Origin of the sequence: Actinocorallia herbida, assembly GCF_003751225.1 — a bacterium.
Taxonomy (GTDB): Bacteria; Actinomycetota; Actinomycetes; order Streptosporangiales; family Streptosporangiaceae; genus Actinocorallia; species Actinocorallia herbida.
Map to the genome: position 1 here is coordinate 4,988,340 of NZ_RJKE01000001.1, position 12,677 is coordinate 5,001,016.

General features: G+C 72.3%; 10 protein-coding genes. 6 read left to right on the top strand and 4 right to left on the bottom strand.

Annotated features, from left to right (window positions below):
• Positions 1-94: 94 nt before the first annotated feature.
• Genes EDD29_RS22820 through EDD29_RS22830 form a run of 3 tightly spaced genes read right to left on the bottom strand, consistent with a single transcriptional unit; the run spans position 95 to position 4,748 of the window.
• Complete coding sequence (locus EDD29_RS22820) at positions 95-862, bottom strand: AfsR/SARP family transcriptional regulator (protein WP_211359844.1); 768 nt, start codon at positions 860-862, stop codon at positions 95-97.
• The gene (locus EDD29_RS22825) at positions 859-3,933 is read right to left on the bottom strand and encodes a non-ribosomal peptide synthetase (RefSeq protein WP_123666372.1); all 3,075 of its coding nucleotides are present in this window, start codon (positions 3,931-3,933) and stop codon (positions 859-861) included. The genes EDD29_RS22820 and EDD29_RS22825 overlap by 4 nt, the downstream gene beginning before the upstream one ends.
• Positions 3,930-4,748, bottom strand: coding sequence for a hypothetical protein (locus EDD29_RS22830; protein WP_123666373.1), 819 nt, complete (start codon positions 4,746-4,748; stop codon positions 3,930-3,932). Before EDD29_RS22830 ends, EDD29_RS22825 begins: the two co-directional genes overlap by 4 nt.
• A gap of 217 nt (positions 4,749-4,965) precedes the next feature.
• Between EDD29_RS22830 and EDD29_RS22835 the strand changes: the two genes are divergently transcribed.
• The 6 genes from EDD29_RS22835 to EDD29_RS22860 all read left to right on the top strand — a co-directional run bounded on the left by EDD29_RS22835 (position 4,966) and on the right by EDD29_RS22860 (position 12,469).
• Complete coding sequence (locus EDD29_RS22835) at positions 4,966-5,268, top strand: hypothetical protein (protein ID WP_123666374.1); 303 nt, start codon at positions 4,966-4,968, stop codon at positions 5,266-5,268.
• Between the two features lie 8 nt (positions 5,269-5,276).
• Entirely contained in the window at positions 5,277-6,062 is a 786-nt protein-coding gene (locus EDD29_RS22840) for an SDR family NAD(P)-dependent oxidoreductase (protein WP_246052942.1), read from the top strand.
• 40 nt (positions 6,063-6,102) lie between these two features.
• Positions 6,103-6,705, top strand: coding sequence for a TetR/AcrR family transcriptional regulator (locus tag EDD29_RS22845; protein ID WP_123666376.1), 603 nt, complete (start codon positions 6,103-6,105; stop codon positions 6,703-6,705).
• Positions 6,706-6,740: 35 nt separating this feature from the next.
• Positions 6,741-8,297, top strand: coding sequence for an MFS transporter (locus EDD29_RS22850; protein WP_123666377.1), 1,557 nt, complete (start codon positions 6,741-6,743; stop codon positions 8,295-8,297).
• Between the two features lie 226 nt (positions 8,298-8,523).
• Complete coding sequence (locus EDD29_RS22855) at positions 8,524-9,558, top strand: LLM class flavin-dependent oxidoreductase (protein ID WP_123666378.1); 1,035 nt, start codon at positions 8,524-8,526, stop codon at positions 9,556-9,558.
• A gap of 175 nt (positions 9,559-9,733) precedes the next feature.
• Complete coding sequence (locus EDD29_RS22860) at positions 9,734-12,469, top strand: helix-turn-helix transcriptional regulator (RefSeq protein ID WP_123666379.1); 2,736 nt, start codon at positions 9,734-9,736, stop codon at positions 12,467-12,469.
• On the opposite strand, the gene EDD29_RS44970 is transcribed toward EDD29_RS22860, so the two are convergent.
• Entirely contained in the window at positions 12,402-12,644 is a 243-nt protein-coding gene (locus tag EDD29_RS44970) for a hypothetical protein (RefSeq protein ID WP_148086058.1), read from the bottom strand. The two genes, EDD29_RS22860 and EDD29_RS44970, sit on opposite strands and share 68 nt — an antisense overlap.
• Between the last annotated feature and the right edge of the window lie 33 nt (positions 12,645-12,677).

Below are 12,677 nucleotides of genomic sequence, written 5' to 3' on the forward strand. Positions count from 1 at the left end.
CGGACGGCCGAACCCGGAACACCCTGAGCACCGGAACACGGAAAAGGCCGCGGGCCCAGGGATCGCTCCCTGGGCCCGCGGCCTTCGGTCGGGTTCAGCCGGCGACGCGGACCCGGTCGGCGTCGCGGGCGAGGATGGTCCGCTGCGCCTCGCGGAGCCTGGCCCCCGGTTCGAGGCCGAGCTCCCGGTCGAGGGTCTCCCACGCGGTCCGGTAGACGCGCAGCGCGTCGGCGCGCCGCCCGGAGCTGTACAGCGCGCGCATCAGCTGCTCGTAGAAGACCTCGTTGAGCGGGTGCTCGTTGATCAGCCCGTAGAGCGAGCTGACCAGCTCCCGGTGGCGGCCCAGCATCAGCTTCGTCTCCACGAGCCGCTCCAGGCACTCCACCCGGATCTCCTCGATCCGGGTCACCAGGCCCCGGCCCATCGGCCCGATCGGCAGGCCGCTGAGCATCGGACCGCACCACAGGCCGAGGGCCTGCTCGAACGCCGCGAGCGCCTCCTCGCCGCGGCCCCGCATCAGATGGCCGCGGCCCGTCCTGACGAGCTCCTGGAACACCAGGTAGTCGATGTCCTCCGGGTCGACCTTCAGCAGGTATCCCGGCGCCTGCGTGACGATCGGGCTGTCCTCGTCGCCGGGCCGGGACAGGAGCTTGCGGAGCTGGGAGATGTAGACGTGCAGCGCGGGGACGGCGCGCAGCGGCGGATCCTCGTCCCAGATCTCCCCGATGAGCTGCTTGGTCGAGACGACCTGGTTCGCGTGCACCACGAGCACCGCGAGCGCGGTGCCCATCTTCTGGGCCTGGATCACCTGCGCGGTGTCCCCGTCGACCAGCTTGATCGGTCCCAGCACCTGGTACTTCACAGGCCGCCTCCTCTCCGGATCCTGGCGGCCAGCGCCAGCGGCGTCGGATGTTCGAATATCTCGGCGAGCGGCACGACCACCGAGGTGAGCTCCTCCACCCGCTGGCCCAGCAGCGCGCCCTGGAGCGAGTTCCCGCCGCTGAGGAAGAAGTTGGTGTCGCCGTCGGCCCCCGGGACGCCGAGCAGATCGCGCCAGATCCCGAGGAGGGCCGTCACGAGCTCGTCGTCGACGGGTGCGGCGTCACCGGAACCGGCCGGTCCGGTGCGCTCGGCCGCGAGCCGGGTGAGCGCCGGGTAGTCGACCTTGTCGTTGGCGGTCTTGGGGAACTCCGCCAGCTCCGCGAACTCCGCCGGGACCATGGACCTCGGCAGCCGTTCGCCCGCCCAGCGCCACAGCTCGTCGGCCGGCGGCGCCGTGCCCGCCGGGGCGACGAACGCGACGAGCCGGCCGTCCGCGGTGGGGTCGCCGTCGAGGACGACGGCCACCGACCGCAGCGCGGGGTGCTCGGCCAGGACCGCCTCGATCTCGCCCAGCTCGATCCGGTTGCCGCGCAGCTTGATCTGCCGGTCCCCGCGGCCGAGCAGGACGAGGCTGCCGTCGGCCTGCCAGTAGGCGGCGTCACCGGTCCGGTAGTACCGGCCGAGCCCCGGCGCTTCGGGGAACCGCTCCGCGGTCAGGTCCGGACGGCCGTGGTAGCCGTCGGCCAGACCGCCTCCGGCGATGCACAGCTCGCCCCGCACCCCGATCGGCAGCGGCCTGCCGCGCGGATCCAGGACGTGCGCCCGGGTGTCGCGAATGGGCCGCCCGACGTCCATCCTGCGCCCGACCGGCCCCGGCACGACCGCCGAGGTCGACCAGATCGTCGTCTCGGTCGGCCCGTAGACGTGGTGGAGTTCGCATCCGGTCTCCAGCAGCCGCCTGGCCAGCTCGGGCGCGAGCGGTTCGCCGCCGCTGAGCACCTGGCGGCCGCCCAGCGCCGACCCCGCCTCGTCCAGGACGGCCCGCCAGGTGGTGGGCGTCGCCTGGACCGCGTGGGCGCCGTGCCGCTCGATCAGCTCGGCGAGGACCCGGCCGTCGACCCTGGCCCGGTCGGGGGCGACGACGACCAGGCCGCCCGAGGCCAGTGGGACGAAGAGCTCCAGGCCCGAGATGTCGAAGGCGAACGTGGTCAGCCATACCGTCGCGTGGCCGGCGTCCGCGCCGAGCTCGTCGGTGAAGTGGGCGACGAGGTTGGCCAGCGCGGCCCGCCCCACGAGGGTGCCCTTCGGCTTGCCGGTGGAACCCGAGGTGTACATCAGGTAGGCGAGCGCGGCCCGGTCGTCGTCCGGACCCCGATCCCGGGGGACGTCCGCGGTGTCCGGCGCCTCCGGGATCTCCAGGATCGCCGGGGCGTCGGCCGCGGGCCTGCGACCGTGCCACAGGAGCGTGCGGGCGCCGGAGTCGGTCAGCTGGTGGGCGACGCGCGGCGCCGGATGGTCGGGGTCGATCGGGAGGTAGGCGGCGCCGGTCAGCCACACGCCGAGGACGGCGGCGGCCAGTTCCGGTCCGCGGGGGGCGGCGATCGCCACGATGTCCCCGGGTCCCGTGCCGGCCAGCAGGTCGCGGACGGCGAGCGCGCCCGCCCACAGGCCACCGCGGGTGACGACGCGGTCGCCGTCGAGGACGGCGGGGGCCGCGGGGTTCTCGACGGCGCGGGCGTGCACGGCGGTGAGCACGCCGGGCGCGGGCCCTGCCTCGGTCGCGTTGGCGGCGTCGATGACGGCGTGGTCGCGGTCGCCCCACGCCCGCAGCGCGCCGACGGGCGCGTCCGGGTTCTCGTCGAGCGCGCGGAGCAGCCGCTCATAGCGGTCGAGCAGCAGCTCGACGTCGTCCCGGTCGAACAGCTCGGTCCGGTACACCGCCCGGATCCGGACGGCGTCCGGCGCGGACATCACGAACAGCTCGATGTCGAACTTGGCGGCGCCGTTCTCCAGGTGCAGCGGCTCGGCCTTGACCCCGTCGAGCGCGAACGGCGGGATGCCGAAGCCCTCGACGTAGTTGAAGGCGTGCTGGAACAGCATGGTCCGCCAGGAGTCGCCGGACCGGTCCGCGCGGCGCGTCAGCTCGTCCACCGGGACGTCGGCGTGCAGCAGGGCGTCGAAGTAGAGGTCGCGGACGCGCCGGACGAAGTCCCGGCCGCTCTCGGCGTGGTCGATCGCGGTCCGCAGCGGCAGCACGTTGACGTGGTAGCCGATGGCCCGGGGCGCGGACCGCGGCCTGGTGTTCACCGGGACGCCCACGACGAGGTCGGGGCCCGCGCCGTGCGCGTCGAGCAGCAGCAGGTGGGCGGCGAGCAGGACGACCGTCTCCGGGGCGCGCACCGCCCGCTGGATCCGCCGCACGGCCGCGATGACCGGGTCCGGCAGCGCGCGCAGCAGATGGTCGCCCGCCAGGGTCGGCGCGGACACGTCCGGCCGGCCGCACCACAGGTCGGCGGGGCGCGCGACCAGGCCGGTCAGCCGCCCGCGCCAGTGCGCCTCGCTCTCGGCCGTGACGGGCGGGTCGGGCAGCGCGGGCACCGTCCCGGTGAGCGTCGCGGGCAGCGGCCCGCCCGCGGCGAGCGCGGTGTAGGCGGCCGCGAACTCCTCGACGAACACCGGGATCGACGTGGCGTCGAAGACGAGATGGTGGACGACGAAGCAGAGGCCGTCCGCGCGTTCACCGGCCAGGACGGCGGCGCGGACCAGGGGTTCGTCCGCGAACGCGAAGGGCATGGCGACGAACGGGGCGAGGTCCTCCTCGGGGACTCCGCCGGAGGCGGACAGCAGGGTCACGTCCGGGGCTTCGGCCGAGGCGGGCAGGACCGTCCGGACGAGCGCCACGCCGTCCGCCCGGAACACGGTGCGCAGGGACTCGTGCCGTCGTATCAGGGCGGTCAGCGCGGCCCGGACCGCGGGGACCGAGAGCCGGCCGTCGGTGCGGAAGCCGAAGGCGAGATTGTTCGGGACCCGGTCCGGGGTCATCCGGTCGAGCAGCCAGAGCGCCTCCTCCTTGACCGAGGCCGTCTCCGCGGTCGGCGTCGCGTCGTTCATCGCGCCCCCTCGATGAGCAGGTCGTGGACCGCGGCGGCGACCTCCGGAGCGCGCAACAGCTCGGCGTGCGGGAGGTCGAACCGGATCTCCCGCGCGACGACGCCCTCGCGCCGGCCGGCGGGCAGCGTGTTGAGGCCGTTGTGCTCGCTCGCCGAGGTGATCGCGGTCGCCGCGGCCCAGCCTCGGCCCGGGTCCAGCTCGGCCGCCGACACCAGGTAGGACAGGAACGCGCGGAAGCCGCCGAGCAGCTCGGCGGAGCGGTCGGCCGCCAGGCCGATCCTGGTGAGGGCGGGTTCTCCGTGCGCCACGACGAGGTCGCTCAGCACTTTGGCCAGTTCCGGCATCGCGGTGCGCTCGGCCAGTGCGGCGTCCCCGTCGGTGCGGGCCGCCGTGGCCTGGTCGGCGGTCAGGAAGCCGGTGAGCGCGCCGATGGCGTCGAGGTAGTGGCGGTGCAGCAGGGCGGGGTGCGGCGCCTCGGGGTCGAAGACGATCAGTGCGGGCGGCTCCTGCCAGGCCGAGATCCGCTCGACCAGACCGGCGCCGAACACACTGCCGACGCAGTAGCCGAGAACGCACCGGACCGTCATTCCGGAGGCTCGGGCCTCCGCGGCCCAACGGTCGAGATGATCGTCGGCGGACCGGTCCCCGGGGGCCGGCGGCCTGGTCTCCCAGACGGCCTCGGAGGTCGGCACCTTCGGGATCAGGTCACTGAAGGAACCGACGGTCCGCCCCGTGGCGGCGGCGAAATCCGAAGCGAGTATCAGGTCCGCGGTCGAAGAACCGCGAAGGACATTGAACGCGACCGGCTGTGCCATTTCGCCTCTCGCTCTGCATAGGTATCAAAGCTCTGAACCGGGACAACATTCGCACCCGCCCTCCTCGCGCAGGAACCCCTAGCCGCCCCGGCTATTTATGGCCTTTGTCCGCTCTAGGGGTCGATAGGGGCTGCTGTGGCACCGGCCCCCGACCTACGCTCCTGCCCGAACGGAATGCCGAAATCGAGCCGGAATTTCCCGCAGAACTGGAGTGGGCATGAGCATCGACGGAACCTGGCATCTGACTCTCGACAGCGCCATGGGGCGGCAGGAATTCGACTTCGATCTGAAGGCCGCCGGAGCCGAGCTGATCGGCACCGGATCCGCCGAGGGGCGCGAGGTCGTCCCGGAGATCATCGCGGGCACGCTGGACGGCGCGCACGCGTCCTGGAAGCTCAAGATCCGCAAGCCGATGAAGCTCACCATGACGTTCACCGTCGAGGTCGACGGCGATCACATGACCGGCAAGACCAAGGCCGGGATCTTCGGCAGCTTCCCGGTGCAGGGCCGGCGGACCTGATGGGGCCGGTGACCCGGCCGCGGACCGACCCCGCGGGGCCCTTCGCCGGCGCCACCGCCCTGGTGACGGGCGGCGGTTCCGGGATCGGCCTGGCGACGGCCCGCATGCTCGCCGCCCGCGGCGCCGCCGTCGCCTGCGTCGACCTGGACCCGTCCGCCGTCGACGGCCCGCTGACCGGGCTGCGGGGCGACATCGCCGACGACGGCGTCGCCGAGGTCGTCGCGGAGGCCGCCGAGCTCCTCGGCGGGCTCGACATCCTGGTCAACCATGCCGGGCTGCTGGCCCGCGGCTCCTTCGAGGGCAACCCGCTGGACGAGTGGCGCAGGGTGTTCGAGGTGAACGTCCTCGGGACGGTCCGGGTGAGCCGGGCGGCGATGCCGTGGCTGCGCGCGTCCGCCCGGTCGGGCCGGGATCCGGCGATCGTGAACACCTGCTCGATCACCGCGCTGGTCGGGATGCCCGGTGGGGCCGTCTACGGCGCGTCCAAGGGCGCGGTGTACTCGCTGACCCTGTCGATGGCGGCCGACCTGCTCGACGAAGGCGTACGGGTCAACTGCGTGGCGCCGGGGCCGGTCGACACCCCGTGGGTGCGCAGGGAACTCGCCGCCGCGCCCGACCCGGAGGCGGCCCTCAAGGCGGTCCACGCGCGGCAGCCCAACGGTCGGCTGATCACCGCGGACGAGGTGGCCGAGGCGATCTGCCACCTGGCGGGGCCCCTCTCGGCGGCCACGACCGGGACCGTGCACGTCATCGACGGCGGCCTGCTGGGGCTCCGCGTGCCCCAGCGGCCCTAACTGGATTGACATTCTGACATCCTGACGTCAGAGTGTCAGCATGACAACGAGGAGGACGCCCGAGGATCGGCGTGACGAGATCCTCACCGCGGCCATGAGCGTCTTCGGCCGCTACGGCTACCGCAGGACCTCCATGGAGCTGATCGCGAAGGCCGCGGGGATCTCGCGTCCTGCGCTGTACCAGCACTTCAGTGGACGCGAGGACGTCTTCCGCGCGATGGGGACCCGGATGCTCGACGGGGTGCTGAGCACCGCGCGGGACGCCGCGAGCGCGCCCGGCTCCCTGGTCGACAGGCTGTACGCGGCCCTGTCGGTCAAGCTCGAACTCGTGCTGGGCTCGGTCGACGCCGAGCACCGGGGCGAGCTGCTCAATGAGGCCGGCACCGTCGCGGCGGACCTGCTGGTCTCCTTCAAGAAGAAGTTCGCGGACCTGATCGAGGATCTGCTCGCGGCATCGTCCGGTGAGCTCTCCCTCGGGACGGTCATCTCGGCGCGCGACTGCGCAGAACTCCTGCTCGACACCGTCGTCGGCATCAGCCAGGCCGATGCCCCGCCCGAGTCGCTGCACCGCAGGCTGCACCAGATGGTGGAGCTGACGGTGCTCGGACTGAGTCCCGGACCGATGGCGACGACGGCACCCTGAACCCGGCGCTTCCCCTGTCTAGGAGACCCCACGCCATGGATGCCGCTCGAATTCACAGCCGACGCTGGCTGATCCTCTCCGTTCTGAGTCTCTGCCTGGTGATCAGCGGCCTCGACGCGCTGGTCATCGCGATGGCGGTGCCCAAGATCCAGATGGATCTCGGCGCCACCGTCGGCGAGATGCAGTGGTCGGTCGACGCCTACACGCTGGCGTTCGGCGGGCTGCTCCTGCTCGCCGGAACGCTCGGCGACCGCTACGGCCACAAGCTCATGCTGGTCGGCGGGCTCGTCCTCATCCTCGCCTTCTCCGTCGCCGCGGCGTTCGCCGGAGGCCCCGGCACGCTCATCGCGTTCCGGGCGGGCATGGGGATCGGCTCGGCGATGGTCATGCCCGCCACCCTCGCGATCATCAAGCACGTCTTCCCGCCCGAGGAGCAGGCCAAGGCGATCGGCGTGTGGTCGGGCGCCGCCGGCATCGGCATCCCGCTCGGCCCGGTGGTCGGCGGCCTGCTGCTCGACCACTACTGGTGGGGCTCGATCTTCCTGATCAACATCCCGGTCGTCGCGATCGCGCTGCTGGGCGCCGTCCTGCTCATCCCCAGCTGGCGTTCGGCGAAGGTCATCAAGCTGGACCTCGTCGGCGCTTTCCTGTCGGTCGCCGGCCTGGTGACGCTCGTCTACGGCCTCATCGAGGCGTCCTCGCGCGGCTGGGGCAGCGGGGCCACGCTGGCCTCCCTGCTCGGCGGAGCCGTGCTCCTCGGCGCCTTCATCACCTGGGAGGCCCGGTCGGCGAACCCGATGCTGCCGCTGTCGCTGTTCGCGAACCGGCGGTTCAGCGGATCCGCCGCCGCCCTGGCCTGCCAGGCGTTCGCGCTCTTCGGCAGCCTCTTCGTGCTCACCCAGTACTTCCAGATCGCCAGGGCCCACGACCCGCTCGCCTCGGGCGTGCGCATCCTGGCCATCTGCACGCTGATCATCTCCTCGCCGCTGGCGCCGAGCCTCGTGAAGATCATCGGTGACAAGCTCACCATCATCGTCGGGATGGTGCTCATCGGGGTCGGCGCGTTCGCGCTGTCGACCGCCGCCGTCGACGCCGAGACGACGGTCCTCATCAGCCTCGCCGTCATGGGCTTCGGCATCGGCCTGTCGATCCCGCCGTCGGTCGACGGCATCCTCGCGAACGCTCCCGACCACCAGGCCGGCACCGCGTCCGCGGTCAACGACACCGCGCTCCAGGTCGGCGGCGCGATCGGCGTGGCGGTCCTCGGCACGGCCATGACCTCGGCCTACCAGAACGCGCTGCCGTCCCTCGACGGGCTGAGCGAGGCCGACCGGTCCGCCGTCCAGGACTCGCTCGGCAGCGCCCTCGCCGCCACCGCGCGGCTCGGCGGCGACGCGGCACGGATCGCCGCCGAGGCCACCGAGGCCTTCGGCTCCGGCCTCCAGGCCGCGGCGATCACCAGCGGGTGCGTCGCGCTCGTGGGCGCCGCGGTCACGGCCTTCCTCATGCCGCGCGGCCTGAAGGAGCCCGCCAAGCCCCACGCCGCCCCCGACCCCGTCCCGCAGGAGAAGCCACTGGGCGTCACCGACTAGCACCGACCGCCTTCGGCCGGACCACCCCTGCGGGCGGTCCGGCCGAAGTGCTTTTCGGCCACGCGCCCACCCCGCAACCCCTACCGCACGGGCCGCGGGAGGGTCCTGGAATAGGGGCCCGGTTAGGGGTCATGGCCCGGACCGCAGCCATTATTGTGCGATTCGGCCGAGGACATGAACGGCACCGCCATTCGCCATCATGATTGTGCTGACAGGGAGTGCTCCCGTGGATTTCAGTCTGTTCTACTTCGCCGACACCGGTATCGCGGCACAGCACAGATACCAACTCCTGATCGAGGGCGCCAAGTTCGCCGACACCCACGGTTTCTCCGCGGTGTGGACCCCGGAACGCCATTTCCATTCCTTCGGCGGCCTCTATCCCAATCCATCGGTGACCTCCGCCGCCGTCGCCGCCGTCACCGAGCGCGTCGGCGTCCGGGCGGGCAGCGTGGTCGCGCCGCTGCACCATCCCGTCCGGATCGCCGAGGAGTGGTCGGTCGTGGACAACCTCTCCGGAGGCCGCGCCGGGATCGCCTTCGCCTCCGGCTGGAACGCGGTGGACTTCGCGCTGCGGCCGGAGAACTTCAGCGACAGCAAGCGCGTGCTCGGCGAGACCGTCGAGGCGGTCCGGCGGCTGTGGCGCCAGGAGGAACTCGAGTTCGTCGACGGCGCGGGCGGCACCTCCGCGGTGCGGATCTTCCCGCCGCCCATCCAGCCCGAACTCCCGGTCTGGCTGACCAGCGCGGGCTCGATCGAGACCTTCCGCAAAGCCGGCGAGCTGGGCGTCGGCGTCCTCACCCACCTGCTCGGCCAGGACCTCGACGACCTGGCCGGCAAGATCGGGGTCTATCGGGAGACCCACGCCGAGCACCACGGCGGGCCCGGCCACGTCGCGCTCATGCTGCACACCTACATCGGGACCGACCGGGACGAGGTCAGGGAGCTGGTCCGCGCTCCTTTCAGCACCTACCTCCGCAGTTCCCTCGGCCTGTTCAAGCGGGCCATCGGCGCGGACATGCCCGGAATCGACCTGGAGCGGCTGACCCCGGCCGACCTCGATTTCCTCGTGGCCCGCGCCTTCGACCGCTATTTCGACACCGGCGGCCTGTTCGGCACCGTGTCGGATGCGCTGAAGACGGTCAAGACGCTCAAGGACATCGGCGTCGACGATCTCGCCTGCCTCGTCGACTTCGGCATCGACACCGAGACCGCGCTGGACGGGCTCGGCCGCCTCGATGAGGTGCGGCGAATCCAGCACTGATCTTGGTCGGCCGAACAGTGTAGCCGGGCCGAAACTCGGCCGGTCACGCGGGTATAAAGCAATCGTGACCTTGCTTCTTGCCCGGTGCGCCGAACGGATGAGAGAGTCGGATCGGTCCCGGGAACCATCGCACAATCCATCCATTGCCTAGCGCCTCTGGGGTGTGCGTGTCACGATGGAACGCATAGCTGAGTTCGAGATCCTCTCCTCGCTTCTGTCCGATGTCCTCCAAGGGAAAGGAGGCGCGGCCCTCGTTACCGGTCTCGTCGGTTATGGCAGAACCAGTTTGCTGCGGTCTCTCGGCAACGAAGCCGTGGCCCGTGGCGCCATTTTCCTCAGTGCGACCGCGCCCCGCGCCGACGACGACGCCGTCGAGCTTTTCGGCCAACTCCTGCTGCATCCGCGGATTCCGTCGTCGACGGTCGGCAACCTGTCCGAACTCTGGGGCGACAGGGCCCGCCCACCGTCCGCCGCCCAGCTGTACCGGGTGTGGCGGCCGGTCCAGGAGTTCGCCGAGCGGACCCCCGTGGTCATCGGCATCGACGACGCCCACCACGCCGGCACCGATGTGCTGCGGGCCTTGCTGTACCTCACGCGGCGGCTGGAGACGGTGCCGATCCTCGTCGTGGTGACGCTGTCGTCCTGCCCGCTCGACGAGCGTCCCCAGTTCGCCGCCGAGATGAGCAGCCAGCCGCACGTCCGGCACGTCCGGCTCGACCCGCTGCCGCCGACGGCGGTGGCCGCCGCGATCCGGCGCGATCTCGGCCCCGCCGCGGCGGAGTCCGACCACAGCAGCTTCCTCCGGCTCAGCGCCGGCAACCCGCTGCTGCTGTCCGCGCTGATCGCCGACGCCCGCGACCACCGGCCCCCGGCCGAGGCGGCGGTGGCGGGAGGCCACTACGTACGCGCGGTGTGGCGCTTCCTGCACCGCAGCGACCCGGTGATCACCCAGCTCGCGCAGGCCATCGCGGTCCTCGACGGGGAGGCCACGCCCGGCCTGCTCGCCGAGATCCTCGCCATGGACCCGACCGTCGCCGCCCAAGGGCTGCACGCCCTTGAGGCGTCCGGCCTGCTCTGCGGCCAGACGTTCCGGGCCGCGGCCGCCCGCGACAGCATCCGGTCCAAGATCCCCGCCAAACGCCAGGCCGAACTGCTGCGGCGCGCGGCGGCCGTCCTGCGGGACGACGGGGAACCACCGATCCGCCTCGCCAGGCTGCTGGCGGAGGCGGGCGACGTCGACGAGCCGTGGATGGTCGACGTCCTGCGGGACGCCGCCGACCAGGAGGAGCGCAGCGGGGACTTCCCGCGCGCCGTCCGCTACCTGCGGCTGGCCCGCCACGCCTCGGTGCGGGGCGGGCCGGAGCACGCCCAGATCACCTCGGATCTGGCCGCCGCGGAATGGCAGATCGACCCGCTCTCGGTCGTCCGCCTCCTGCCCGACCTCGACACCGCGGCCCGGGAGGGCAGGCTCAACGCCTCCCAGGCCGAGAACCTCGTCACCTATCTGCTCTGGCACGGGCAGCGGGAGAACGCCGAGGCGCTCCTGACGGGCGGCACCGCCATCGCCGCCCCGGACGGCTGGGCGGAGCGCTTCCGCTCCTGGCTCTACCCGTCGCTGATCCCGGAGATCCTTCCGGCGGACGGCGACCGTTCGGTCGAGGACGCGGTGATCCCCGGCATCGAGATCGACGACGACATGCTCATCGCGGCCGAGCAGGCACTGCTGAAGACCCGGCTCGACGACTCCGCCCTGGTCCCGGCCCTGAACGCCCTCGCCGTCCTCGTCTACACCGAGCGCTTGGAACGTGCCGGAACCTGGATCGACATCCTGCTGCGGGCCGCCGACCGGCGCGGCTCGGTGACGTGGCAGGCGCTGCTGTCCACGGCGCTGTCCATCATCGACCTGCGCCGCGGCGACCTGTGCTCCGCCGACGCAGACGCGCGGCGGGCGCTGTCCCTGCTGTCCAACCGGAGCTGGGGGATGGCGATCGGACTTCCGCTGTCGAGCGCGATGAACGCCCTGACCGACCGGTGCCGCCACGACGAGACGGAGGCGCTGCTCGCGGTCCCGCTGCCCGACGGCATGTTCCAGACCCTGCCGGGCCTCTACTACATGCACGCGCGGGCGCGTCACCACACCGCGATCGGGCACCATCCGACGGCGCTCGCCGACTACAACTCCTGCGGTGACCTGATGCGCTCCTGGGGGATCGACCAGCCGGGACTGATCCCGTGGCGGAGCGGCGCCGCGCTGGCCGGGCTGCAGCTCGGCCGCACCGCCTACGCCCGGTCGCTGCTGGCCGAGGAGCTGGAGCTGACCGAGCCCTGGGACCTGCGGACCCGCGGCGGGACGCTGGGCGTGCTGGCCCTGCTCATGGACGGCGCCGACCGGATCAAGGTGCTCACCGAGGCGGCGGCGGCGCTCGAGCAGACCTCCGACCTCGTCGGGCTGGCGCACGTCCTCACCGAGCTCAGCAGATCCCTGCAGGCGGTGGACGAGCCGACCGCCGCGCAGGCCACCTGGCAGCGGGCGAGCGCGCTGATCGCCAGAACCGGGATGGAGTCCCCGTTCGAGGGCCCGGCCCCGGCGCAGTCCCCGACCGAGCCCGGCCCCTCGGCGACGGAGTTGAGCGACGCCGAGCAGCGGGTGGCCTCGCTGGCCGCGGCGGGCCTGTCCAACCGGGAGATCGCGACCAGGCTGTTCATCACGGTCAGCACGGTCGAGCAGCATCTCACCCGGGTCTACCGGAAGCTGAACGTGAGCCGCCGCCCGCACCTCGCCAAGGCCCTCGGCGGCCTGGCCTTACCGGGCCGACGTGCACGACCCGCGGGGGCGTCGGCGCCTACTCGGCGCCCCCGGGCAGGCCCGCCCGCCCGAACCCTGCCTCGACGATCTCCCGCCACGCCCTGAGTTCCCGGTCCGTCAACGCCGCCGCCGCCTGCACATCGGGATGCGACGCCGGCGGATTTCCCGCCTCCGCGTCGGGACTCACGAACGGCACGTTGACCGCGACCAGCGCGCAGTATCTGCAATGCAGGAGAACGTCGAAGACGACCCTGCCCAGCACCCGAAGAAATGAGCTCATCGGCTCCGCCCCGCCATCCCAGCGATCATCCCG